Here is a 26,342-nt window from a genome sequence, read left to right on the forward strand (position 1 = left end):
TTATACAGTTTAGTTATATTAGTTGTATCAGATATACATCTTAATTGTAACTTTGTTGTATATAAGAAAAATACTTTCAACAACCGTTATGGACTATACAACGGATTATTATAAACCGGTATATGAATTCCCTTCATGAATTACATCATATAAATTTCCAAAATCATAATTTCACTTTCCGATGTTCTTTTTCTATTGTTTTTATTGTACCTTTGGGCGCTAATTTTATCAATACAACATGCAGAATTTAAGGAATATTGCCATTATTGCCCATGTGGACCATGGCAAAACGACCCTTGTAGATAAAATGATTTTACAGGGGAAACTATTCAGAGAGAACGAAAAACAGGGAGGCGACTTAATTCTTGACAACAATGACCTTGAACGCGAAAGAGGTATTACTATTCTTTCCAAAAATGTTTCCGTAAAATATAAGGACTACAAAATTAACATTATTGATACTCCGGGACACTCCGATTTCGGAGGAGAGGTGGAACGCGTGCTGAATATGGCCGACGGCGTACTGTTGCTGGTGGATGCTTTTGAAGGCACGATGCCTCAAACCCGTTTTGTTTTGCAAAAAGCCCTCGGATTAGGCAAGAAAGCCATTGTCGTGGTAAACAAAGTGGATAAGCCCAATTGTCGCCCGGACGAAGTGCAGGAAGAAGTATTCGACCTGATGTTTTCATTGGGCGCTTCGGAAGAACAATTGGATTTCGTGACTGTATACGGAAGTGCCAAACAGGGCTGGATGTCTACGGACTGGCGCAAGCCGACTTCCGACATTACCCCCCTGCTGGATGCCATTATCGAAAATATTCCTGCCCCACAAGCCGCTGAAGGTACCCCACAGATGCTGATTACTTCTTTGGAGTATTCCTCTTATATCGGACGAATTGCCGTTGGTAAGCTGACCCGCGGAATTTTAAAAGCAGGACAGGCGGTGACTCTCTGCAAACGCGACGGCGTGACGCTGGAGAAGACAAGAATCAAGGAACTCATGCTTTTCGAGGGATTGGAAAAGCAGAAAGCGGAAGAGGTGCAAGCCGGGGAAATCTGTGCTATTGTCGGTATCGAAGGATTTGAAATCGGAGATACGATTGCCGATTATGAAAATCCGGAAGCGCTGCCGCCAATTGCCATCGACGAACCGACCATGAGCATGTTGTTCACTATCAATAACTCGCCGTTTTTCGGAAAGGACGGGAAATACGTTACCTCCCGCCATATCAAAGAGCGTCTCGACAAAGAGCTGGAAAAGAATTTGGCTTTACGGGTTGAACCGGGCGCCAGTGCCGATTCTTTTGTCGTATTCGGACGCGGTGTACTCCATTTGAGCGTATTGATTGAGACCATGCGCCGGGAAGGCTATGAGTTGCAAGTAGGACAGCCGAAAGTTATTATTAAAGAAATCGACGGCAAAAAATGCGAGCCTATCGAAGAGCTTACTATTGATATTCCCGAAGAGTTCTCCGGGAAAGCCATTGAAATGGTGACCAAAAGGAAGGGGACGTTGAGCAATATGGAGACCCGCGGAGACCGCGTACATCTGGATTTTGAAATTCCCTCCAGGGGTATTATCGGTTTGCGCAGCAATTTGCTGACCGCCTCTGCCGGAGAAGCCATTATCGCTCACCGTCTGAAAGGATTTGAACCGTATAAAGGGGAAATCGAAATGCGTATCAACGGTTCGCTGATTGCCATGGAAACGGGCGATTCGTTCGCGTATGCCATCAATAAGTTGCAGGACCGCGGTAAGTTTTTTATCGAACCGGGCGAAACTGTATACGCCGGGCAGGTTATCGGTGAAAGTACCCGTCCCGACGATATTGTCATCAACGTCTGCAAGTCCAAGAAACTGACCAATATGCGCGCCAGCGGTTCCGATGATAAAGTTAATATCGCACCGCCCGTCAAATTCAGTCTGGAAGAAGCCTTGGAATATATACAGGAAGATGAATATGTTGAGGTTACGCCGCACTCTATGCGTCTTCGGAAAATCATTCTGGATGAAACCGAGCGCAAACGGCATGAAAAGTCCAAGAGCAGCGTTAGCGAATAAACAGCCCCAAAATTTATAACAGTTTTATTTTTTAGCAAGAATCGGACTGTTATCAGAAGAAATTTTATATATTTGTTCCTGTCTTTGGTGCCTTTTACCGATTACCGGGAAGGGTGAAAAGGGAATCGGGTGAGAATCCCGAACAGTACCCGCTGCTGTGAACTTCTTTATGGAAAAGCAACTTTGCCACTGTCGCATAGATCGATGGGAAGGCGCTTCACTCCGGAAGTAAGTCAGAAGACCTGCCAAATGATAATTTGCCAGCTTTCGGGATAAAAGCAAAGGAGCATATCTGACCTGCCATTCGGATATTTCCGATTTTCCCCGAAATTTTAATGAAGACCAAAGAAAAGATAAACTGTAACTGTTAGTATCTGTCTTTCTCTTTGGTCTTTTTTTAAGGTGTGTGTTTGTATTTCTTAATCAATGCGTATATCTCTTTTATCTCTTCCGGGGTTAATTGCCCGGCTTTATAGAATTCAATAACGCATTCCTTATTTATCCAGATAACGACAAATTTGTTATTGACGTTTCCCAGATTCCATGCCCTGCTCAATGTCCGGTCGGGGTCGTTGTATACGTACGCCTGCGTACCGGCTATTTCGTTCCGAATCATATACCGCAACAGGGAGTTTGCCAGCAACGGGGCGTCTTTCAGATTAACGATACCATAGGATTCTATATTTTCATCCGTAAAAGGATGTTTTTTCAATTCATTCCGGAATGCTTTATTCTGGCTGGGATGGTCCGGGTCTACATAAAAGAGGAGCAAATGTTTCTTGCCCAAAGAAGGCAATAGCAGAGGTTTGTTACGGGCATCATAAATGACAATGGGGCAGACTTTTTCCCCCACTTGCGCATACAATATCGCCTCTCCGGAGTATAAGACGAAGAACAGAAAAAAGAAGTATCTTTTTTTAATTTTTTTTCTGACAAATTCAAACATTGGCATCATTATTGCCGTAACTATTGCGATTGTATTATCAATGCTTGATTTTACAGCAAAATACGTGCTAAACACCAGTTAAAGGATTGTATTTTCATGGGTATCCGCTTTTTTTTCATATTATGCCTGCTTTGGAGTTTTTCTCCGACTGCTCAAGGGCGGTGTCATACGGAATTTCAGGATTCCCTGCCTGCAATTGCTCCCGATTCGGCGGTGAAAATAAATATTTTTCAACGTATTTATAAGTATTTCCAAGATTCAAATGAGCCGAAAGATTATAAGAAGTTTGATTTTTCGATTATAGGAGGCCCCCATTATTCAAGCGATACGAAATTTGGCCTGGGGGTGGTAGCTTCCGGTTTGTACCGAATTGATAAGGAGGATATGACGTTGTCGCCATCGAATATATCTCTTTACGGAGATGTTACTACTACCGGTTTTTATCTGCTGGGGATTAAGGGGAATACGATTTTCCCTCATGACCGTTACCGGCTGGATGTGAATCTTTATTTCTTTTCATTTCCCAGCAAGTACTGGGGAATAGGTTACGATAACGGCAGGCGGGATGATGATTATACGGACTATAAGAGGAAGGAAACGCAGATTAAAATAGATTTTCTTCGAAAGATTGCACCCAATACTTTTTTGGGTATTACGGGCATGTACCGGCATGTGAACGGAAAAGATTTCAAGAATCCGGCTTTCCTCTACGGGGAGAAGAAGAATATAAGCACTCTGGGGGGCGGAGTGATTGTTACGTATGATTCGAGAGATTTTATTCCTAATCCCTATAAGGGGATATATGCCAAGCTGGAACAAAAGTTTTTCCCCGGATTTTTAGGCAATTCGTATTCTTTTACCCGAACAGAAGCGTTGTTCAGGCATTATACCCGCTTGTGGAAAGGTGCTGTGCTGGCTTCTGATGTCGATGCGATATTCAATTACGGCGATACTCCCTGGAGTATGGTCGCCCTGCTCGGTAGTTCGCATCAAATGCGGGGGTATTACGAGGGACAGTACCGCGACAATGATTTGCTGGAGGCACAAATCGAGTTGCGGCAAAAGGTATATAACCGTCACGGTATTGCCGTCTGGGCGGGAGCCGGGAATGTATTTCCCAAGATTGATAAATTCCAATGGCGCGAAACGCTTCCCTCGTATGGTATCGGTTACCGCTGGGAGTTTAAGAATCGGGTGAATATCCGGCTGGATTATGGTATCGGCAAAGGCCAAAGTTCTTTTTATTTCAATATCAATGAAGCTTTTTGACACAAAATTTCTTTCCCAACCTAAGCGATTATTCTGGTTTTATGTGATGATGAATCTGATTCCCAGCATTTGTCTGGTGTTTACAGAGCCGTTTACTTTTACGGGGAAACTTGTTTTATTGATGTTCCCATTGGGATTGTATCTTATTTTGTTGTCTCTACTGAAGAATACGGGACGCTTACAGTTGTTTCTGTTTCCTCTTTTTATTCTGCATGCTTTTCAATTGGTTTTGTTTTACCTGTTCGGAGAAGCCGTCATTGCGGTGGATATGTTTCTGAATGTCGCCACCACGAATGTGAGTGAAGCCGGTGAATTGCTTGACAATATATGGCCTGCGATTATAGCTGTATGCGTGTTGTATCTTCCGACGACCGTTATTGCCTGCATTACCTGCCGACGCAAAATTTATCTGCCTGCATCGTTCCGGAAAAAGACTATCGTGGCAGGAATTGTCCTGCTGGCTGTTTCTTACGGCTTGACGTTTGTTGCCCGCAATAAGAATACGGAACGTTTCACGCTCCATGAAGATGTTTATCCCGCCAATGTGGTGTATAATCTGGGATTTGCCATTAATAAATGGCACAATAGCCGTCTTTATCCCGTTACTTCCCAGGATTTTAAATTTCATGCCGGCAAAAGCGCCTTTGCTCCTTCCCGGGAAGTTTATGTCCTTGTTGTAGGGGAAGCAAGCCGGGCTGAAAATTGGCAATTGTACGGTTATACCCGTCCGACAAATCCGCAGCTTTCCCAAGAAGCAGGGCTTATCTGGTTTGAAGATGCCATTACCCAGTCGAATACTACACACAAGAGTGTTCCGCTGATTTTGTCCGCCGCTTCGGCAGAGGATTACAGTGTTATCTATACGCACAAAAGTATTTTAAGCGCTTTTAAAGAGGCCGGATTTACCAGTGTATTTTTATCGAATCAGATTCCCAACCGGTCATTTACGGATTTTTACGCCGATGAGGCAGACTTTCACAGAAATATCCGTACGGCCGACGAGGGGGGATTGATTACTACCAATACTTTCGATGATGCGATGCTTCCTCTTTTGCAACATTATATCGATTCTATTCCCGGCAATCTTTTTATCGTGTTGCATACGTATGGCTCCCATTTTAATTATAAGGAAAGGTATCCGGAGAGTTTTTCCGTATTCCAACCCGATAATGCGACCAGCGTGAAGACAGAAAATAAGGAGCAATTAATTAATGCGTATGATAATAGTGTTTTATATACGGATGATTTCCTGCACCGGGTTATCGGTGTTTTAAATGATGCACAGGCGACTTCCGCTTTGTTTTATACTTCCGACCATGGGGAGGATTTGTTGGATGATGCAAGGAAGCGATTTTTACACGCTTCACCCAACCCGACGTTTTATCAACTCAAGATTCCCGTCTTTATGTGGTTTTCGGATAATTATCGCACGATTTTTCCCGATAAGGTGCAATATGCCTTAAACAACCGCACGAAACCTGTTGCCACGAATGCGGCATTTCATACGATGCTGGACGCGGCGTTTATTCAATCTCCTTATCTGCAAACGGATTTATCTTTAGTCAGTCCGGATTTTAAGGTTGCCCGCCGGATGTATTTAAATGACCATGATAAACCTGTCTTTTTTTATAAAGCAGGTCTTAAAAAGGAGGATAAGGAGATGATTGACAAAAGGGGTATGAATCATTAAAAGCGGATTCATGCTGGCGTTGTACTATATACGACTGTCTGAGTTTCCGGAGGATATGCCCGATTCTTCTACCTGCCCGAAGGTCCGCAGGGAAAAACGGGTCGGGAGACTGTTGCTCCGTTTTGTCTTGAAACGGTATTTTCATTTGGATTCGGAATGTGTGTCTTTGTATACCAATGAGCACGGGAAACCTTATTTAAAGGGATTTCCGCTTTTTTTCAATCTGTCCCATTCAGGGGATTGGCTGGTTTGCGCTTTTTCCGATACGGAAGTCGGAGCGGATATTGAGAAAATCGGAGTACCCCGCCTTGCCGTGGCAAAACGCTTTTTTCATCCACGAGAGTTTTTGGCGGTGTCGAATGCTCCGGAAGCGGAATGCGCGGAGTTGTTTTTTCGCTACTGGAGCGGTAAGGAAAGCGTACTAAAGTACACAGGAAGCGGTCTGGCAGGGTCTTTGAGTTCGTTTTACATCGAATGGGATGATAAGCCGGGTGTTGCCGTGTATAAAGAATCCGGCAAACTGCCGCTCTTTCTTCACAAGTGTGAAGTAGATGAAAATTACCAATGTTTTATCTGTTCACAACAAAATACAGTTCCGGAATTACATCTACTGACCCGCCGGGAGCTAGAAGAATTATTTCCGGCGAATCAAAGCAATTTGTTGTTATAAAGGTATTCGGCTATCTGAACGGCGTTTAATGCCGCTCCTTTTTTGATTTGGTCTCCCACAGTCCAAAAGGTTAATCCATTTTCAAAAGCGATGTCTTTTCTAATTCTTCCTACATATACCGGATCTTTACCCGATACGAACAAGGGCATGGGATATTCTTTCCGTTCGGGATTATCCTGAAGAACGATACCGTCAGCCTTTCGGAATGCCTCTTTGGCTTCCTCCACGGACAGAGGACGTTCGGTTTCCACCCATATACTTTCCGAGTGCGCCCGAAGTGCCGGCACACGTACGCACGTGGCGCTGACCCGAATATCGGAATGCATGATTTTACGGGTTTCATGAAACATTTTCATTTCCTCTTTGGTATAGCCGTTTTCGGTAAAAACATCAATATGGGGAATTAAGTTGTATGCCAATTGGTAAGCAAATTTTTCCACAACAGGTGTTTCCCCTGATGCAATTTGCGTATATTGGTTGCAAAGTTCCTGCATTGCAGCGGCACCCGCTCCGCTCGCCGCCTGGTATGTGGCGACTCTCACCCGCTTGATATGACTGATTTTTTCTATGGCTTGCAAGGCAACCACCATTTGTATGGTTGTACAGTTGGGATTGGCAATTATATTGCGGGGACGCCGTCCGGCATCTTGCGCATTGACTTCGGGTACAACCAAAGGTACATCCTCTTCCATACGGAATGCACTGGAGTTGTCTATCATCACGGCTCCGTATTTTGTGATAGTGTCCGCAAATTCCCTGGAGGTCCCGGCTCCCGCAGACACAAAAGCGATGTCCACCCCTTTGAAATCGTCATTGTGTTGCAAAAGCCTGACCTGGTATTTTTTCCCCCGGCAGGTATAGTAAGTTCCCGCACTTCGGGAAGACCCGAACAGTATTAATTCATCAAACGGGAAATTCCGTTCTTCCAGTACCCGTAAAAATTCCTGCCCGACGGCACCACTTGCACCAACAATCGCTATTTTCATGTTTTATTCTATTTTCCCGACAAAAGTAAAATAAGAAATGGCGGTATAACAAAAAAAACGTTTGAAATTTGTTTTTTTATATGAATTATTCTACTTTTACCCCGAAGAAAGCGAGTTGTAATAACTTATTAAAACGATATCATGGAAATAAAAAAGGCACCGAAAGTAGATCTGGAAGGAAAGAAAGGAATTTTCTTCGAGATTGGTCTTTTACTTGCTTTAGGAATCCTACTGTATGCTTTTGAATGGAAAACGGAAACCAAGAAAACGCAAGATATGCAGGGTGGTGAAGTTGAGCAAGTAGAAGAGGAAATTATTCCTGTTACAACACAGAATACGCCTCCCCCTCCTCCTCCTCCCCCCGCGCCCAAATTGACGGACTTGATTAATATCGTGGAGAATGACCAAGATATTGATGAGGATTTGGAGATTACAGACGCAGAAGATGAAACGGAAAATACTGTTGTTGATGTAACCCAGTTTAATGAATTGGAAGAAGAGGATACAGGTGAAGCTGAAATTTTCCGGGTTGTGGAAGAGCAACCGGGCTTTAACGGAAATATGAACAAGTGGTTAAAGGATAATTTGAAGTATCCGGTGATTGCACAGGAGAACGGAGTTTCCGGTAAAGTATATGTTGAATTTGTTGTGGAGAAAGACGGTAGCATCACGGACGTAAAAGTAGTTCGTTCTGTTGACCCTTCTTTGGATAAAGAAGCTGTTCGCGTGGTAAAATCCATGCCGAAATGGAAACCGGGAAAACAGAGAGGCAAACCGGTACGTGTAGCTTACACGATTCCCATTAATTTCACATTATCCAATTGATTTTTTTCATTTTTTAAATTTTAAGAGTTGATAAGAGGGTGTCCAAGTAAAATTGGCACCCTTAATTTATTCTTACTCTTTTTATTCTAAATTTTCATGGGTTATTATTATACTAAAAAAGAGGCGGAAAAGGCGATATTAGTAGGAGTTGCTCTCCAGGCAGAAGGCATTAGTTATGAACAAATGACCGAATATCTGGATGAATTGGCTTTTCTTGCCGAGACGGCAGGCGCCCAAACGGTAAAAATATTCACTCAAAATTTGGATAAAGCCGTACACAGTACGTTCATAGGAAAAGGGAAATTGGAAGAAATCAAACAATATATCGAAGAAAATGAAACCGATATGGTTATTTTCGACGATGAACTGACTCCTACACAACTCCGTAATATCGAAAATGAATTAAAGGGCGTAAAAGTACTCGACCGCACGAATCTGATTCTGGATATTTTCGCCAGCCGGGCACGTACTGCCCATGCCAAGACTCAAGTGGAACTGGCACAGTATCAATACCTGCTTCCCCGACTGACCGGTATGTGGACTCACCTTGAACGACAGAAGGGCGGTATCGGACTGCGAGGTCCCGGAGAGACGGAAATTGAAACCGACAGACGGGTTATCCGGGATAAAATTTCCCGTTTGAAGGAGCAATTAGAAAAAATAGACAAACAAAAAATTACGCAACGCAAGAACAGAGGCAAGCTGGTTCGTGTCGCTTTGGTGGGATATACGAATGTCGGCAAGTCCACGTTGATGAATCTGTTAAGCAAATCGGATGTTTTCGCCGAGAACAAATTATTTGCAACTCTGGATACAACCGTACGAAAAATCGCGATTAAGAATGTGCCTTTCCTGCTTGCCGATACTGTCGGATTTATCCGGAAATTACCGACGCATCTTATCGAATCTTTTAAGTCTACTCTGGATGAAGTGAGGGAAGCCGATGTGATTTTGCATGTAGTGGATATTTCTCATCCCCAATTTGAAGACCAGATGAAAACGGTTAATGAAACGTTAGCCGATTTAATCAAAGAGCCCAAACCGACGATTATCGTTTTCAATAAAATTGATGCTTTCACGTATGTAAAGAAGGAAGAGGATGATTTAACGCCTATACAGCGCTGCAATTATAGCCTGAACGATTTAAAACAAATGTGGATGTCGAAACAGGAGGTTGAAACGGTATATATTTCCGCCGCCCAAAAGGAAAATATCGAAGAGTTGAAAGATAAGCTCTACGCTATTGTGAGGGAGATTCATTCCGCCCGTTTCCCTTACAATGATTTCCTCTATGAAGAGACGCTTCCGGAATGAATCTCCTTTTGTTTATTTTACGATAACTAAAAAGTAGTTTTTCTTTCCGCTTTGAGCCAAGATGTATTTTCCATCTATCAAATCGGACGTTCTCACAACTGTGTCTTCTCCTACTTTTTCTTTATTAATACTAATGGAATTGGCTTTTAATGCCCGCCGCGCTTCTCCTTTGGAGGGCATAACGGCTGTTTGCGTTGCCAAAAAGTCCACTATCTGTATTCCCGCTTCCAAATCGGTTTTGCTTATCTCAAATTGCGGTACTCCTTCAAAGACGGCTAAAAATGTGGCTTCGTCTATTTTCCGCAATGTATCGGATGTGGCGTTGCCAAATAGTATTTGTGAGGCTTCCAGTGCCGAATCAAAGGCTTCCTGTCCATGAATGAGGCACGTTATTTCTTTTGCCAGTGTTTTTTGCAATTTCCGCAAATGAGGCGCTTCCGCATGTTCGGCTATCAAAGCGTTAATCTCTGCCGGAGGCAATATGGTGAAAATTTTGATATAGCGTGCAGCGTCCTCATCGGAAGTATTTAACCAGAATTGATAAAATTTGTATGGAGAGGTTCGTTGCGGGTCGAGCCAGATGTTACCGGATTCCGTTTTACCGAATTTTTTTCCGTCACTTTTGGTCATCAGCGGCCATGTCAGAGCATAAGCATCCAATCCTTCTTTCCGGCGAATCAGTTCCACTCCGGTGGTAATGTTTCCCCATTGGTCGGAGCCTCCCATCTGCAACATGCAGTCATGATTTTTACGCAAATGCAAAAAGTCATATCCCTGTACCAATTGGTAGGTAAATTCCGTGAATGACATTCCTTGTGCAGCTTCAGCTCCAAGACGTTTTTTCACAGAGTCTTTCGCCATCATGTAATTGACAGTGATGTGTTTTCCTATGTCCCGAATAAATCCCAAAAATGAAAACTCTTTCATCCAGTCGTAGTTATTAAGCATAACCGCTGCATTGGATGCCGAAGAATTGAAGTCAATAAAACGTGAAAGTTGTTTTTTTATGGCTTCCATGTTTTTATGTATCGTCTCTTCATCCAACAGATTTCGTTCCTGTGATTTACCGCTCGGGTCTCCAATCATGCCGGTTGCCCCGCCAATAATAAAAATCGGCTTGTGTCCCGCCAGTTGGAAATGTTTCATCATCATGACGGATACCAAATGTCCCACGTGCAATGAATCAGCAGTCGGGTCTATTCCGACATAAGCGGTTGTCTGTCCTTTTGCTAATTGTTCTTCGGTTCCGGGCATGATGTCATGAATCATACCTCTCCACTTTAACTCTTCTACAAAATTCATCGTTTTAAGATTTTATCATATCATACATTTGCCGGGCAAAGGTAAGAAAAGGATGATACAAAAGGCTATTCTCTTTTGTCTCATTTTTCATAAAATGAAATTTATCATCCAACGCATCTACCAGCAGCAATAATACACACAGAATAAGAAAATATTTCGCTATTCCCAGGATAGTACCCAAAAGTTTGTTTACCAATCCCAATGAGACCATGTCTATAATTTTCGTGAGCATTTTCCCCAATACGAAAATGAGGACCATTACGACCAAAAATGTTATACTCAAAGCAATATAAGAAAGATAGCCGGAGGTGATATTCAAGAAATCACGTAACAGTACTTCTGTCACGTCCGAATAATGAATGGCAATATAAACTCCCAGTATTACACCTACCAATGTCGCGATTTCCACTATCAGACCTTTGGAAAATCCTTTGTATGCACCATACACCAGAGGGAGCAAGAGTATAATATCTATGAGGTTCACGTCTATTTTTTAATTTTGGGAACCAAAGATAAGGTGAATTCTTTATTTTTCCCACAGATTTCAAGGTTTCTTCCGATATTGTTCGTATTTTCGTGGTTTGTTAAAATAATTATAAATTTTATCAAGAATATGTACAGAACACATACCTGCGGCCAACTCCGGTTAGAAAACAAAAATGAAGATGTATGCCTGAGCGGCTGGGTACAAAGAATCAGGAATCTCGGAGCGATGACGTTTATTGATTTACGTGACCGTTACGGTATTACGCAATTGACGATAGAGGAATCTGCCCCCGAAGATATAAAGAAACAAGTAGCATTATTGGGAAGGGAATTTGTTATTCAGGTGAAAGGGAAAGTGGTGGAAAGAAGCAGTAAAAACAATAAGATTCCTACGGGAGATATTGAAATTCTAATTTCGGAATTAACTATTCTCAGCCAGTCGGAAATTCCGCCATTCACGATTGAAGACAATACGGACGGAGGGGATGAGATACGCATGAAGTATCGTTATTTAGACTTGCGCCGTACTATGGTCAGAAAGAATCTGGAGTTGCGTCACAAGATGGCTCATCTAGTAAGAAATTATCTTGACGGACAACATTTCATGGAGGTTGAAACTCCGGTACTAATTAAAAGTACACCGGAAGGCGCCAGGGATTTTATAGTTCCTTCCCGCATGAATCAAGGACAGTTTTACGCTTTGCCCCAAAGTCCTCAAACCTTCAAACAGTTATTGATGGTAGCCGGCTTCGACCGATATTACCAAATTGTAAAATGTTTCCGAGATGAAGACTTACGTGCCGACCGCCAACCCGAATTTACCCAAATAGATTGTGAAATGTCTTTTGTGGAAAGGGACGATGTGCTGAATATTTTTGAAGGCATGATTCGCCATCTGTTTAAAGAACTCAAAGGTATTGATTTGCCTGCTTTACCCCGTATGAGCTGGCATGATGCAATGGAGCATTATGGTTGTGACAAACCGGATATCCGTTTTGGAATGGAGTTTGTGGATTTAAGCGAAGTAGCCAGAAATAAAGATTTTTCTGTTTTCAATACGGCCGAATACATCGGTGCTATTTGCGCTTCCGGATGTGCTTCTTATACCCGCAAACAATTGGATGAACTGACTGATTTTGTTAAACGTCCTCAGATCGGTGCCAAAGGGTTAGTTTATGTAAAATATAATGAAGACGGTAGTCTGAAATCTTCCGTCGATAAATTTTACAGCGAAGAAGATTTAAAAACCTGGAGTGCTATTTGCGGTGCCAAACCGGGAGATTTAATACTGATTCTTTGCGGTCCCAAGAATAAGACCCTGCCTCAATTATGCGAGTTACGTCTGGAGATGGGTGACCGGCTCGGTCTGCGCGACAAGAATGTCTTTAAACCGCTGTGGGTGGTTGATTTTCCCTTGTTGGAATGGGATGAAGAAACCCAACGTTTCTATGCTATGCACCATCCGTTTACATCCCCCAATACGGAGGATATCGAATTAATGGAAAGTAATCCGGGCGCCGTCCGAGCAAATGCTTACGATATGGTTATCAACGGTGTGGAAGTCGGCGGTGGTTCTATACGTATCCACAATACAGAGTTACAACAACGTATGTTCCGTTGCCTCGGCTTTACTCCTGAACAAGCAGACAAACAATTCGGATTTCTTCTAAATGCTTTCAAATACGGAGCCCCCCCTCACGGAGGTATTGCTTTCGGTTTCGACCGGTTGGTTTCTATGTTTGCAGGCCTCGACAGTATCCGCGATACGATTGCTTTCCCGAAAAACAATTCGGGACGTGATGTCATGATTGATTCTCCATCAGAAGTCAGTGAAGAACAGTTTAAGGAATTAGGAATAAAGTTAGTTTAATTCCCACCCTATGTTTAAAGACGTTATCGGTCATCGGGAGATTAAGCAACGATTGATTGCTTCCCTACAAACGGGACGGGTCAGTCATGCCCAACTCTTTACCGGTGATACCGGTTACGGTTCTTTAGCTTTAGCATTGGCTTTCGCCCAATATGTTCTGTGTACAGGTGCCAAGAAAGAAGATGCTTGCGGGGAATGTCCGGCCTGCAAGCAAATGCGAAAGTTTATTCATCCCGACCTTCATTTTGTGTTCCCGGTTGTGCGCAAGACAAAGTCTCCCGTCAGCGACGAATATATGAATGAATGGCGACATCTTCTGTCTCAAAGCGTTTATTTCAATTTGGAGGAATGGTATGCAGAGATGGGAGTGGAAGACAATGCCCAGGCAGCCATTTATACAGAGGAGAGCGGCAATATTCTCCGAAAACTCAATTTAAAGGCGTTTGAGTCGGATTATAAAATCATGATTGTATGGCTACCGGAAAAAATGAATCAGGAGTGTTCCAACAAACTTCTGAAAATTATCGAAGAGCCTTACGACAAGACGCTTTTTCTAATGGTATCGGAACATCCGGAACAAATTATTAATACCATTCAGTCACGTACGCAACGTATCCATATTCCCCCATTGGAGAAAGAAGAGATTAAACAACATTTGATTGCCGAACAGCATATTGCCCCGGAGAAGGCAGAGGAGTACGCCCACATTGCCGCCGGCAACTGGCATCGGGCATTATGCCTGTTACATGAATCGGAGGAACAAGTATATCATCAGGAAAAATTTGTCAGTCTGATGCGTTTATGCTGGGAAAGAAAAATGATTCCGGTCAATGAATGGGTAACGGAAATTACCGGAGCAGGACGGGAAAAGCAAAAAAATTTCTTAGCCCACGCCCTCCGGATGCTTCGGGAGAATTTTATAAAGAATTTCGGTATTAATAATTTAAATTATATGACCGAACGAGAAAAAAATTTTTCCGTAAAATTTTCTCCATACGTACACGAAGGTAATCTCATTGCCCTATTCGAGGAATTTGAGAGGGCATACAATGATATAAGCCGCAACGGCAATGCCAAAATTGTCTTTACGGACCTCTGCATTAAAGTCATGCAAAATATCCGTCCTTAAAGACAAAAACAAGTAAAAACAATGCATTATGAATGAAAACAATGATAATATAAATATACCGGTTATTGACCATCGTTTGCTGGCAGGTAAATTGTCTGTCTATAACTGGCTAAAAAAAATACCGACAAACAGTTGTATCTCTGAAATTGTAGAAGTCAGATTCAAAAATACCCGAAAGGCTTTTTTCTGTAATCCTTTAGGCCTTCACCTTGAAGAAGGTGATATTGTTGCCGTGGAAGCCGCTTTAGGACATGACATCGGAATTGTATCCCTCGCAGGAGAGTTGGTGAAGGAACAATTGCGTATGAAAAAAATAGATTTAGAAAAGAATCCGCTTAAAAAAGTATACCGGAAGGCTAAACCGCATGATATAGAGAAATGGCAACAGGCTATCGCACTCGAATATGAGACAATGATTCGCTCCCGAAAGATTGCAGCAGATCTGAAACTCAATATGAAAATCGGTGATGTCGAATATCAAGGAGATAAGACAAAAGCCATTTTTTATTATATTGCAGAGGATCGTGTTGATTTCCGCGCTTTGATTAAAGTATTAGCGGAAACATTTCATATCCGAATTGAGATGAAACAAATCGGAGCACGACAAGAAGCTGGAAGAATCGGAGGCATCGGGCCATGTGGTTTGCAATTATGTTGTTCGACTTATATCACCAATTTTATTTCCGTTTCTACTTCCGCCGCCCGCTATCAGGATATATCTTTGAATCCCCAAAAGCTTGCCGGACAATGTGGGAAACTGAAGTGTTGTCTGAATTATGAAGTTGATGCTTATATTGATGAACAGAAAGATTTTCCTGCCACCAATCTTACATTAAATACAGGCGAAGGGTTGCTTTATCACCAAAAGACTGACATTTTCGGCAGAACCATGTATTACGCTTTTGATAAGGAAGGAAAAGGAACTTTAATAAAATTATCCGTAAAACGGATTAAGGAAATCATTGCCATGAATCGTAAAGGCATTATTCCTCCCAAAGCCAATGATGTAGAAGAAGAGACGGAAGAAATTAAATACACTGACGGAGTGGGAGAAGAGAGTTTAAGCCGTTTTGATGAAAAGAAACAGAAAAAACGCCGTTCAAAAAACCGGAATAATAATAACCGTTCCCAAAACAATAATCCCCGGAATAATAAATCTCCCCGGCGCCAAGAATCAGAAAATACGCCCAAAGAGTAATGGATTTACCGATAGATTTGATTTATGAATAATTATCGTCCATATTCCGGTATTACACCCGCTGTCAAAGTACTTATCCTCATCAATGCGATAATGTATTTCCTGACTTTATTCATCGAACAAAAGACTCATATTCGATTATCAAATGTATTAGGGCTTCATTTACCTCAATCTGAATTTTGGACTCCTTATCAATACGTTACGCATCTATTTATGCACGGAGATTTAGGACATTTGTTTTTCAATATGTTCGCTCTTTTTATGTTTGGACGCGTACTGGAATCAATATGGGGTACGAAACGTTTTATTATCTATTACTTTGTTACCGGATTAGGTGCTGCTGCTTTACACAGCCTTGTCGGCTGGTGGGAATATCATCAAATGTATGAGCAGTTTTCAGCTTTTCAAAATACTCCGCAGCCGGAACTTCTTGCCGAATTTATCCGAGCCCATATATCCCAACCCGCACCTTGGGTATGGGAACTTGTCGATGATTGGACAAATAACCCCGATTCCATTCAATATATTCAAGCCGGAGAAGGACTTTTCAAAAGAGTCATTACCGAGGTTGTCAATATTCCCACCATCGGAGCCTCCGGGGCTATTTTCGGCATTTTGTTAGCTTTCGGTATGTTATTCCCGAATACGGAACTATTTATTATGTTTCTTCCCATCCCTATCAAAGCCAAGTATTTTGTAATAGGCTACGGTATTATAGAGTTTTTCCTCGGTATTCAAAACAGCGTAGGAGACAACGTCGCTCATTTCGCCCATTTGGGAGGAATGCTGTTCGGATTTTTCCTTATCAGACATTGGAACAAGAACCGCCGACAATTTTATTAAATTTAAGCCAAGATTATTCATGAATTACGGAACTAACGGATATTCTTTTTCAGACAATCTTTGGAACGGCATTAAACACTCATTCCGTCAAGGTTCTTCTTTAACCAAACTAATTTATATTAATATCGGTTTATTCCTGTTTATCAAAGTTGTTCATATGTTATTTATCCTGACCGGGGGAGCTCCAACTCTTTCTTACGGTATTTTTCTTGATAATTTAGGCTTACCCGCCTATTGGAATTTTTTTCTACACAAGCCGTGGACTATTGTCACCTATATGTTTACGCATTTCAGCTTTCTCCATCTCCTTTTTAATATGTTATGGCTCTATTGGTTTGGTAGTTTTTTCTTACAACACTTTACTCAATATGAGCTTACTGGGATGTATATTTTAGGAGGACTTTCCGGAGGATTATTTTACTTACTCTGTTATAATTTTCTACCGCTATTTGAAGCATCTTTATACAATACGTCTGCTATCGGAGCTTCCGCATCGGTTATGGCTATCGTATTTGCCGTATGCTGTTACTTACCTCATCGATATATCCATGTTTTTGTTATCGGTTCAGTCAAATTGATTTATATCGCTATTTTTATTGCTGCTATAGATATACTTAGCATCCCTTCGGCCAATGCCGGCGGACATATAGCCCATCTAGGCGGGGCTTTATTCGGTTATTTCTTTATTGTAGGCATCCGGCATAATATAAACTTAACAAGAGGTATTGTCTTCATTTTCTTTCAAATAAATAAATTATTTTCGGTATCTCCCCGTCCCCACTATAAGAAACACGTTGCCGAAATGAATGAGCGGGAATACAATGAATACAAAAAACGGAAAGAAGAACAAATTAATAAGATTTTAGATAAGATATCCAAATCCGGTTACGAAAGCCTGACCCGAAAAGAAAAAGAGATTCTATTCAAATCAGGTAAATAATTCCTACACATGGGCAGATTATTAGATAAAATCATATTCCTTATCAGTATTCCGTTTTGGATTGGCTTATTAGGAGCTTATACTGCCCGATATATCAATCCTAATTTATTCATTATTCCGTCTTTACTCGGTTTAGCTTATCCTTATTTATTGGTTGCCAATATTTTATTATTACTTTATTGGATTGCCCGATTGAAAAAAATGGTGATAGTCAGCTTAATCGTCCTCTGTTCAGGAATTCCCTTTTTTACCAGTTATTACGGTACAAATTCTTCCGATACAGAGGAGCATTCTTACGATATTTCGGTTTTATCCTATAATGTCCGTTTTTTCGATAAATACAAGTGGAGTCAAGATAAACGTACTTATAATAAACTGATTGATTACCTAAACCAATTTAAAGGTGATCTCATCTGCTTACAAGAATTCCCTATAACGAATCAAGATGCAAATACCCAACATATCATAAAACAACTATCCACGTATCCATTCCACTGCCATTATAGGGATATGGCTATTTTCTCCCGACTTCCCATACTCCACTCTGGGCAAATTCCAGCCGACAATACGAAGAACTGCGTTCCCGCCTTGTTTTGCAACATCCAGAAAGGAAAAGACACCCTCCGAATTTACAACGTACATCTGGAATCTTACAAACTCGGACAAGAGGAAAGAAAATTTGTAAAAAATATCACGTCCAGCAATACGGAAAAACTCTCAGATGGTATTAAAAATATTCTTTCCCATATTATCAAAGCCAATAAATTCAGAGCCAAACAAGCCATTTTAATACAAAAACATATCCAACAATCACCCTATAAAATAATCCTTTGCGGAGATTTCAACGACACTCCACTTTCCTATATTTACAAGACTATTAATACAGGATTAACCGATAGCTTCTTACAAAAGGGAAAAGGCTTAGGCAATACTTACATTGGCGAATTTCCCTCTTTTCGCATAGACTACATTCTTCATTCCTCCGATTTTATTACGCTTAGTTATACCCGTCAAAGTGTAAATCTATCAGACCATTACCCAATCAGTTGCAAACTAAAAATCAGACCATAGATTTGTCTTCTTACAAAATAAATCTTATTTTTGTCGTATAAATTCAGTAAGGGGAATTAGCTCAGTTGGCTAGAGCGCTTGCATGGCATGCAAGAGGTCGTCGGTTCGACTCCGATATTCTCCACCAACGGACAATCAAAAAATTGTCCGTTTTCTTTATTTTTGCTAATTTAGCATGTTCATCGAAACAAAATAATTATGGAGGGCGAACAACAAACCCTAACGAAAAAAATCAGTCCTTATAAAATTATTTATCCGATTTTTATCGGGCTAATCGTTGTGTCGTACATGCTCTATAAAGAATTTAATATAGAAGCTTTCGACGCTATCACCTTTACCTGGATTTCTGTTTTTTGGCTTTTTATTGCCCTTCTTTGCATGGCTATACGAGACATTGGCTATGCTATTAGAGTTCGAATCCTTTCCGGTCAGCGCTTAACCTGGAAACAAGCTTTCCGTATCATTTTCCTCTGGGAGTTTACCTCTGCCGTTACCCCTTCTGCCATTGGCGGTACAAGTATTGCCATTCTATTTGTAAACAAAGAAGGCGTAAAAGTTGGGCGAAGTTCTGCCATTGTTATGGCAACCTCTTTTTTGGATGAGCTCTATTTTATCATTATGTTTCCCATCATACTTCTCTGTGTCAATCATAATGCATTATGGAACATGCCGGGAAATAATGAGGCTGTTGTCAAAAGTCTGTATTGGTTTGCCATCGGAGGATATACAATTAAATTACTCTATCTTCTAGTCCTTAGTTACGGACTTTTCAGAAATCCACGCAGTTTAAAATATCTCATCCTAAAATGTTTTAAATTACGTATTTTACGTAAATGGCGACACAGTGCAAATGAAGCAGGATATGATATTATCCGTAATTCTAAGGAATTAAAACAGATGCCGTTCTCCTTTTGGCTTAAAACCTTCGGCGCCACTTTTTTTTCATGGACCGCCCGCTATTGGGTTGTAAATGCTATTCTTATGGCATTTTGGGCAGGGAAATACAATCTAATGGAACATTTTCTGATTTTTGCCCGCCAATTAATTATGTGGATTATGATGTTAATTAGTCCAACTCCTGGCGGAAGCGGTTTTGCAGAATACGTATTTTCCAAATACCTCGGAGAATTTTTACCGGGAGCAAGTGTTGCGGTCGCCATGGCTTTATTATGGAGACTTATTAGTTATTATCCCTATCTATTCATCGGCGCATTTTTAGTACCCAAATGGATAAATAAACACTTCGGACAGAAAAAATAAAAGTAAGCTATATGGGACGAATGTTTGAAAGAAAAGATACCCGAAAATTTGATTTAAAACCCCGCTACTGGGATCCAGAGAAAGAAGAGCGAGACGAAAGAGAGAAACGGGTAAAAGCTGAATTAGGCATACAAGAAGATGGAAAAGATGTTTATATACCCCATTTAGACGGGAAATTCAGAAGTCTGTACCAAGAAAGAAAAGCTAATCGAAAAGGATACAATGGCCAATATGCCGTACGCATGTTTTTAATTCTTATCGGAGTCTTTTTAATCGCTCTTTATTTAATTATGCGCCATTCCGAAAGTCTGTTCCATTTTTTCGGAATGTAATATTTAAGTTATAAAAATGGCTGACATTATTCAATTATTACCCGATTCGGTGGCCAATCAAATTGCAGCTGGTGAAGTTGTTCAACGACCTGCATCTGTTGTAAAAGAATTAATGGAGAATGCCGTCGACGCCGGAGCGACTCATATTCAAGTTATACTAAAAAACGTAGGAAAAGCAAGTATACAAGTTATTGACAATGGAAAAGGAATGTCCACCATAGATGCCCGTATGGCTTTTGAAAGACATGCCACATCCAAAATTTCTTCTGCTCAAGATTTATTTAACATTCACACTCTCGGCTTCCGTGGTGAAGCTCTTCCTTCCATTGCTTCCGTTGCGGAAGTGGAATTAAAAACCCGACGAGAAGAAGATGAGTTGGGAAATTTCTTATTCATTGCTGCTTCTGAAGTAAAACAACAGGAATCCGTAAATACCCCTAAAGGTACCAACATATGTGTCAAAAACCTTTTTTTTAACATACCAGCCCGAAGGAAATTTTTAAAATCCGATTCCACAGAACTTCGCAATATTATCAATGAATTCCTTCGAGTTGCCCTCACTCACACCGATATTGCCTTTAATCTTTGCAATAATGGAAATGATATTTATAATCTCCCCAGTTCCGGTATCAGACAACGAGTAGTTAACGTTTTTGGTAAAAATCTAAATAGTAAACTTATTCCTATTGAATGCACTACCGAATTAGTCTCTATAAAAGGATTTGTGTGTCACCCTCAACATGCCAAAAAAACATATGGTGAACAATACTTCTTTGTCAATAACCGGTTTATGAAGCACAATTTCTTTCATAAAGCCGTTATGGAAGCTTATTCCGGACTATTAGACAATGATTGTATTCCATCCTATTTTATCTATTTTTCTATAAATCCAGCTTTAATTGATGTCAATATACACCCAACCAAAACAGAAATCAAATTCCAAAATGAAACGGATTTCTTCCAGATTCTCATGGCTGGAATTAAAGAAGCACTAGGAAAATTCAATGTCACACCACCTTTAGATTTTGATACGGAAGGAAGTATTGAATACGAACCTTCTCAAACCTCTTCTATTCCTTATCTTCCAAAAATCAATTATAACCCGAATTACAATCCGTTTAATTATCGTTCGGCAGGTATCAGTAAGGCTGATTCCGATTTTGAAAAGAAAACAGAAAAAGTGCCGGCCAATTGGGAAGTTTTATTTAATGATTTAAAAGAAAAAAAACAACCGGAACAAACAGGATTTCCCGAAATTGAAGAATCTGTAAAAAATCAAGAACCTCACGCCCATTTTCTTCAAATGAAAGGGCGATATATTGTAACTCCCGTACATTCCGGTTTAATGTTTATTGACCAAAAAAGAGCACACGAGAGAATACTTTTTGAACAATATACACATACACTTTCTACACAAAAAATAATCGGTCAAAAAAGTCTATTCCCCGAAACACTGGAACTCTCCGCTTCCGATTTCATGTTAATAAAACAAATCCAACCAGATTTAGAGTTTTTAGGATTCGAACTCCAAGAATCAGGAAAGAACTGTTTTACTATCCAAACAACTCCTCCTGATTTATCTCAATCCCACGCTCAACAGATATTTATCCAACTCATTGAACACTATAAAAATACAGAAGGAGATATTAAAAGAAAAATGACAGAAAAAGTTGCTCTAGCCCTTGCTAAAGCAGCTGCGGTTAATTATAATACCCCTCTTGATGAACAAGAAATGAACGACTTAATAGATAATCTTTTTGCTTGTCAGCATCATAACTATACCGCAGACGGCAAAACGATTATCCATATATTAAACTTTGAAGAAGCAAACAATTGGTTTAAATAAATTAAATCCACCAATTATGTCTATTATAGTCGAAAATATCAGTAAATTTTACGGAAAACAAAAAGCGCTGAATAATATTAGTTTCTCATTGAAAAAAGGAGAAATATGCGGATTTTTGGGTCCCAATGGAGCAGGCAAATCGACTATGATGAAAATCATTACAGGTTATCTTACTGATTTTACAGGGACAGCTATCATTGAAAATTTCGATATAAAAAAAGCTCCTTTAGAAGCTAAAAAAAGAATTGGTTATCTACCCGAACACAATCCATTATATCCAGATATGTACATTCAAGAATATTTAATGTATGTTGCTCGTCTATACCATACCCTATATCCAGAAAATCGTACGAAAGAAATAATGGAACTAACAGGATTGTTACCAGAAACAGGTAAAAAAATAGGACAACTTTCTAAAGGTTATAAACAAAGGGTCGGATTAGCCCAAGCCTTAATACATAATCCCGATATATTAATATTAGATGAGCCAATGACAGGCTTAGACCCCAATCAATTGGAAGAGGTACGCCATTTAATCACCTACATTAGCAAAGAAAAAACAGTCATGTTATCGACACATGTCATGCAGGAAGTAAAAGCTATTTGTGACCGTATTATAATTATAAACAAAGGAAACTTAGTTGCAGACTACTACAAAAATCAATTAAATTTAAATAAACAAGAAAGTTTGTGTATCGAAATACGTTTTGCTCCGAATTGTAATACTCAATGGTTGGCCGATTTAGAAAACATGATTATACAACAAACCGAAATGAACACTTTCCGTATAGAAACAAGTTCAAATTACGATCCCCGCATTCTTCTATTTAATTTGGCAGCAGAACACCATTGCCCCATTATCGAATTAAAAATCAAAGAAAAAAATTTAGAAGAATTATTTCATTCCCTTACTTCTTCTTAATCTTTCACACTCTCATTTGCCTTATTAGTATGCCTTTCCGAATAACTAGAAACCTCTTTTAATAACAATTCTTCCAATCTCTCTTGAATCTTTGCCTTAAATAACGAATCATTCTGCTCCCCAAAATCCATGCAAGTCTTTAATTGTAAACGTTTTTGTCCTACAAATCTCCCAAAAGCAATTTCTTCAAGTCTAAAAACAGAATCCGGAAAAGGAGAAAAAAGTTCACTATTCCATATTTCATTTTTTAATGCACCTTCCCCATTAAACTCCGCTCCAAAATCATTAGAATCCAAATTTATAAACACCTCAAAACTCTGATTAGGTTCAAAAAATAAAGGCAATTCATACCGACCATGCCTCAACACACCTTCTGAAACCTCCGTTAGAAAAAACAAATCTATTTCAGCTTCCCCAATAGAATCCAAAACTAAAGAAAACGATCGTTCTCCCACCCGTAAAACTGTGGAAACCTGTTCTTCTCCTCCCACAATACGAACATATACTTTGGTGTTCTCTTCTTGACGACAAGTGCATAAAAACAAAGCACACAAAATACAAAAGACAATTCTATACATAGAATAATAGCTTTCGAAATAAAGACTAAATACTCACTGGTATTTTTTCCACCCTTCTTTGGTGCCTTCCTCCTTCAAATTCTGTTGTTAAAAAACGTGATACAATTTCCTCCGCTTCTTCATAAGCAATAAAACGGGCAGGTATCGCACAAACATTCGCATCATTATGCAAACGAGCTAACCAAGCAATCTCTACATTCCAACATAAAGCACAACGTATCCCCTGATGTTTATTAGCTGTCATCGAAACTCCATTTCCACTACCGCAAAGTACTATTCCTTTTTCAAATTCCCCTTTTTCTACCTCACCTGCCAAAGGATGCACCGTATCCGGATAATCCATACTTTCTGATGTATAAGTTCCGAAATCTTTCACTTCATTTCCAGAGTTTTCCAAATAACCTACCAGTTTTTCTTTATATTCAAATCCGGCATGGTCACAAGCTATTGCAATCTTCATAGTAATATATGTTATGATAAAACCGGAAGCTGTCAACAAGCAACACGCTTCCGATTTCTAATTAAAATATTGACAACCTTTTACTATATCAAAGTATCAATTTATACCCTTTTCCATGTACATTAATAATTTCCACCGAAGGATCTTTCTTCAAATGTTTACGCAATTTGGTTATATAAACATCCATGCTTCGTGCATTAAAATAATTATCGTCTGCCCAAATATTTTTTAATGCATAATTCCTTTCCAACACTTTGTTTACGTTCAAGCATAATAATCTTAATAATTCCGATTCTTTTGTTGTTAATTTCTGCTCATCCTCTCCATCAAACAAAGTTTGTTTTTTAGAATTAAATGTCAACTTTCCAATTTTAAAAACTTCTTGTTCATCCTCTGGCTTTAATCCTGCAGAACGACGCAAAACGGCCTCTATCCTTAACAACAATTCCTCCATACTAAAAGGCTTACTCATATAATCATCTGCTCCCAATTTAAAACCTTCCAAAACATCTTCCTTCATATTTTTCGCCGTAAGGAAAATAATCGGAATTTCGCTATTAATCTGCCGAACATCTTTCGCCAATGTAAAGCCATCTTTTTTAGGCATCATCACGTCGAAAATACATAAATCAAACGGCTGATTCAAAAAAGACTCATAAGCCACCTCCCCGTCTTCACAAAGAAAGGTATCAAATCCTTTCGCTCTCAAATACTCTTTCAAAAGCATGCCCAAATTTGTATCGTCTTCGGCTAATAAAATTTTAATTTTCTCATTCATAGCTATATAGTTTTAAATAATTTCTTTGAAAAAGATACGATTTTAAAAAAATAAAGTTCTCTTCACTTTTTGTTTTTTTGAAATCAATGGTAAAATAATATCAAAACGGCTTCCTTTATCCAATGCACTATCTACTTCTATACGCCCGCCATGAGCCTCGACAATCTTCTTTACATACGATAATCCCAAACCAAAACCTTTAACATCATGCAAATTACCTGTTGAAATACGATAAAATCGTTCAAAAATCAATTTCTGTTCTTTCGTTGCAATTCCTATGCCATTATCAATTACACTAACAATCATTTCATCCCCTTTATTTCGGGTATATACACTGATTTCCGGTATTTTTACACAATACTTAATCGCGTTATCCAATAAATTAGAAAATACATTTGTAATATGTACCTCATCCGCAAAGATTTCATCTCGCTCCGCATCCAAATGCCCCAACAATTTTCCCCCTTTATCCTGAATTCGCAAACTGAATTTCATTAATAAACCTTCGATAATCTCATTTAAATTAACATTCTTCAATTTCAACTTCATTCTGGTTTCTGTAAACAAAGCCGTCTGTAATACTTTTTCTACTTGAAATGTCAATCGTTTACTCTCATCGCGAATAATACCAGCAATATGCTCTATCGTATCAGGTGTCTGTTGTACAGCACCATCTTTCAGCATTTGCGCTGCTAAAGAAATCGTTGCAATAGGAGTTTTAAATTCATGAGTCATATTATTGATAAAATCATTCTTTATCGCTGATAATTTTTTCTGACGAATAATCACCACCAAACAGAAAACAAAACAAAGTACCAGCAACAACGTAATAATCAAACTAGGCAATAATAACAATATCGACGAAAAAGTATCATACATCCTATCTGCAAAAATTAAATAGAGAGTTGCCTGCCCTTGAGTACCACCAAAATACATTTTTCGGGTAAAAGTATAATCCGAATGTCTATTAAAAAAACATTGGGACATTACTATAAAATGGTCTTTCTCTTTAATGGCAAACTCAAAATCTATTTTTATTCCATTATTCCGCAAATGTTCTGAAAGTATATTCTTCAAATTCATCCCTTTAATACGTTCCTCCACCGTCCGTTCAGAATCTTGAAATTTCTTTGCCACCACCAAATCAAAATCAGTACCCAATTGCTCTTTTATCGCTTGCCGAAACTTTAATAAAGAAGTTTGGAAGCCTGTATTACTTTGTTTTCCCAAATAATCTCCCCCATCTATACTTCCCTCTTCATAATCAATTAAACTTAAAACTCGCCCTACAATAATTTCATTTCCCGTCCCTATTTGTTTATAACTCTCTTCTGCATTTATTTCATTTTCTTGAAACTCCTCCTCCTTCTCACTCATCTTATCTTTTTCCTCTATATAAGCAATGGCCTCTGTCAAAGAACGATTCACAGTATAATCAAACTGAGCTTTCCTTAGTCTAAATGCCGTCTGAAAATAATGTGCCTGCATAAATATCAATCCCAACAAAGACAAACCCAACACAATACCCAATACGATAATCTGCTTTTTTCTCATACCCCACAAAT

24 protein-coding genes, 1 tRNA gene and 1 riboswitch are annotated in these 26,342 nt (G+C 39.7%); of the genes, 17 read left to right on the plus strand and 8 right to left on the minus strand.

The features are described from left to right. Nucleotides 1-238: 238 nt before the first annotated feature. Entirely contained in the window at nt 239-2,062 is a 1,824-nt protein-coding gene (gene typA / locus NFR61_RS04095; protein WP_251620871.1) for a translational GTPase TypA, read from the plus strand. Nucleotides 2,063-2,130: 68 nt separating this feature from the next. Next, nucleotides 2,131-2,326, plus strand: a riboswitch (cobalamin riboswitch). A gap of 133 nt (nt 2,327-2,459) precedes the next feature. Here typA and NFR61_RS04100 read toward each other — a convergent pair. Then, on the minus strand, nt 2,460-3,008 hold the full coding sequence (locus NFR61_RS04100) for a YtfJ family protein (RefSeq protein WP_251620873.1): 549 nt from the start codon (nt 3,006-3,008) through the stop codon (nt 2,460-2,462). A gap of 60 nt (nt 3,009-3,068) precedes the next feature. On the opposite strand from NFR61_RS04100, the gene NFR61_RS04105 reads away from it, so the two are divergent. Genes NFR61_RS04105 through NFR61_RS04115 form a run of 3 tightly spaced genes read left to right on the plus strand, consistent with a single transcriptional unit; the run spans nt 3,069 to nt 6,637 of the window. Further along, complete coding sequence (locus NFR61_RS04105; protein ID WP_420910099.1) at nt 3,069-4,277, plus strand: BamA/TamA family outer membrane protein; 1,209 nt, start codon at nt 3,069-3,071, stop codon at nt 4,275-4,277. After that, nucleotides 4,264-5,967, plus strand: a complete 1,704-nt coding sequence (locus NFR61_RS04110; RefSeq protein ID WP_251620877.1) for a phosphoethanolamine transferase family protein — start codon at nt 4,264-4,266, stop codon at nt 5,965-5,967. The genes NFR61_RS04105 and NFR61_RS04110 overlap by 14 nt, the downstream gene beginning before the upstream one ends. A gap of 10 nt (nt 5,968-5,977) precedes the next feature. Beyond that, a complete protein-coding gene (locus NFR61_RS04115; protein ID WP_251620879.1) occupies nt 5,978-6,637 on the plus strand; it encodes a 4'-phosphopantetheinyl transferase family protein in 660 nt (219 codons plus the stop codon). Here the strand turns inward: NFR61_RS04115 and NFR61_RS04120 are convergent. Continuing rightward, nucleotides 6,616-7,623: an aspartate-semialdehyde dehydrogenase gene (locus NFR61_RS04120; protein WP_251620881.1), complete on the minus strand. Its 1,008-nt coding sequence runs from the start codon at nt 7,621-7,623 to the stop codon at nt 6,616-6,618. The genes NFR61_RS04115 and NFR61_RS04120 overlap by 22 nt on opposite strands. A gap of 141 nt (nt 7,624-7,764) precedes the next feature. On the opposite strand from NFR61_RS04120, the gene NFR61_RS04125 reads away from it, so the two are divergent. Both NFR61_RS04125 and hflX read left to right on the plus strand, forming a co-directional pair. Further along, nucleotides 7,765-8,448 carry an energy transducer TonB gene (locus NFR61_RS04125; protein ID WP_251620883.1) on the plus strand — a complete coding sequence of 228 codons (684 nt, stop codon included), beginning with the start codon at nt 7,765-7,767 and terminating at the stop codon, nt 8,446-8,448. 96 nt (nt 8,449-8,544) lie between these two features. Next, entirely contained in the window at nt 8,545-9,762 is a 1,218-nt protein-coding gene (hflX, locus tag NFR61_RS04130) for a GTPase HflX (RefSeq protein WP_251620885.1), read from the plus strand. A 12-nt stretch (nt 9,763-9,774) separates the two neighbouring features. On the opposite strand, the gene tyrS is transcribed toward hflX, so the two are convergent. Both tyrS and NFR61_RS04140 read right to left on the minus strand, forming a co-directional pair. Further along, nucleotides 9,775-11,064, minus strand: a complete 1,290-nt coding sequence (tyrS, locus tag NFR61_RS04135) for a tyrosine--tRNA ligase (protein ID WP_251620887.1) — start codon at nt 11,062-11,064, stop codon at nt 9,775-9,777. A 4-nt stretch (nt 11,065-11,068) separates the two neighbouring features. After that, nucleotides 11,069-11,548 (minus strand): CvpA family protein, encoded by a 480-nt coding sequence (locus tag NFR61_RS04140; RefSeq protein WP_251620889.1) that lies wholly within the window; start codon nt 11,546-11,548, stop codon nt 11,069-11,071. Nucleotides 11,549-11,677: 129 nt separating this feature from the next. Between NFR61_RS04140 and aspS the strand changes: the two genes are divergently transcribed. From aspS to NFR61_RS04195, 11 genes are all read left to right on the plus strand, one after another. Then, the gene (gene aspS, locus NFR61_RS04145; protein ID WP_251620892.1) at nt 11,678-13,420 is read left to right on the plus strand and encodes an aspartate--tRNA ligase; all 1,743 of its coding nucleotides are present in this window, start codon (nt 11,678-11,680) and stop codon (nt 13,418-13,420) included. 10 nt (nt 13,421-13,430) lie between these two features. After that, nucleotides 13,431-14,549 carry a DNA polymerase III subunit gene (locus NFR61_RS04150; protein WP_251620893.1) on the plus strand — a complete coding sequence of 373 codons (1,119 nt, stop codon included), beginning with the start codon at nt 13,431-13,433 and terminating at the stop codon, nt 14,547-14,549. 28 nt (nt 14,550-14,577) lie between these two features. After that, on the plus strand, nt 14,578-15,747 hold the full coding sequence (locus NFR61_RS04155; protein WP_251620894.1) for a PSP1 domain-containing protein: 1,170 nt from the start codon (nt 14,578-14,580) through the stop codon (nt 15,745-15,747). Nucleotides 15,748-15,771: 24 nt separating this feature from the next. Further along, nucleotides 15,772-16,590: a rhomboid family intramembrane serine protease gene (locus NFR61_RS04160; RefSeq protein WP_251620895.1), complete on the plus strand. Its 819-nt coding sequence runs from the start codon at nt 15,772-15,774 to the stop codon at nt 16,588-16,590. Between the two features lie 19 nt (nt 16,591-16,609). Further along, nucleotides 16,610-17,530, plus strand: coding sequence for a rhomboid family intramembrane serine protease (locus tag NFR61_RS04165; RefSeq protein WP_251620896.1), 921 nt, complete (start codon nt 16,610-16,612; stop codon nt 17,528-17,530). A 9-nt stretch (nt 17,531-17,539) separates the two neighbouring features. After that, entirely contained in the window at nt 17,540-18,601 is a 1,062-nt protein-coding gene (locus NFR61_RS04170) for an endonuclease/exonuclease/phosphatase family protein (protein ID WP_251620897.1), read from the plus strand. Nucleotides 18,602-18,651: 50 nt separating this feature from the next. Continuing rightward, nucleotides 18,652-18,728, plus strand: a tRNA-Ala gene (locus NFR61_RS04175). A gap of 71 nt (nt 18,729-18,799) precedes the next feature. After that, nucleotides 18,800-19,861 carry a lysylphosphatidylglycerol synthase transmembrane domain-containing protein gene (locus tag NFR61_RS04180; protein WP_277613052.1) on the plus strand — a complete coding sequence of 354 codons (1,062 nt, stop codon included), beginning with the start codon at nt 18,800-18,802 and terminating at the stop codon, nt 19,859-19,861. Between the two features lie 11 nt (nt 19,862-19,872). Then, nucleotides 19,873-20,193 (plus strand): hypothetical protein, encoded by a 321-nt coding sequence (locus NFR61_RS04185; RefSeq protein WP_251620900.1) that lies wholly within the window; start codon nt 19,873-19,875, stop codon nt 20,191-20,193. Nucleotides 20,194-20,209: 16 nt separating this feature from the next. Beyond that, the gene (mutL, locus tag NFR61_RS04190; RefSeq protein ID WP_251620902.1) at nt 20,210-22,039 is read left to right on the plus strand and encodes a DNA mismatch repair endonuclease MutL; all 1,830 of its coding nucleotides are present in this window, start codon (nt 20,210-20,212) and stop codon (nt 22,037-22,039) included. A 16-nt stretch (nt 22,040-22,055) separates the two neighbouring features. Further along, complete coding sequence (locus tag NFR61_RS04195) at nt 22,056-22,961, plus strand: ATP-binding cassette domain-containing protein (RefSeq protein WP_251620905.1); 906 nt, start codon at nt 22,056-22,058, stop codon at nt 22,959-22,961. On the opposite strand, the gene NFR61_RS04200 is transcribed toward NFR61_RS04195, so the two are convergent. The 4 genes from NFR61_RS04200 to NFR61_RS04215 form a co-directional block, all read right to left on the minus strand. Continuing rightward, nucleotides 22,958-23,539 carry a hypothetical protein gene (locus tag NFR61_RS04200; protein WP_251620907.1) on the minus strand — a complete coding sequence of 194 codons (582 nt, stop codon included), beginning with the start codon at nt 23,537-23,539 and terminating at the stop codon, nt 22,958-22,960. The two genes, NFR61_RS04195 and NFR61_RS04200, sit on opposite strands and share 4 nt — an antisense overlap. Before the next feature lie 25 nt (nt 23,540-23,564). Further along, complete coding sequence (gene rpiB, locus NFR61_RS04205) at nt 23,565-23,999, minus strand: ribose 5-phosphate isomerase B (RefSeq protein ID WP_251620909.1); 435 nt, start codon at nt 23,997-23,999, stop codon at nt 23,565-23,567. An 88-nt stretch (nt 24,000-24,087) separates the two neighbouring features. Beyond that, nucleotides 24,088-24,777 carry a response regulator transcription factor RprY gene (gene rprY / locus NFR61_RS04210; protein WP_251620911.1) on the minus strand — a complete coding sequence of 230 codons (690 nt, stop codon included), beginning with the start codon at nt 24,775-24,777 and terminating at the stop codon, nt 24,088-24,090. A 42-nt stretch (nt 24,778-24,819) separates the two neighbouring features. Beyond that, entirely contained in the window at nt 24,820-26,331 is a 1,512-nt protein-coding gene (locus NFR61_RS04215; protein WP_251620913.1) for a sensor histidine kinase, read from the minus strand. Between the last annotated feature and the right edge of the window lie 11 nt (nt 26,332-26,342).

It is taken from the genome of Odoribacter lunatus (genome assembly GCF_943193135.1).
Taxonomy (GTDB): Bacteria; Bacteroidota; Bacteroidia; order Bacteroidales; family Marinifilaceae; genus Culturomica; species Culturomica lunata.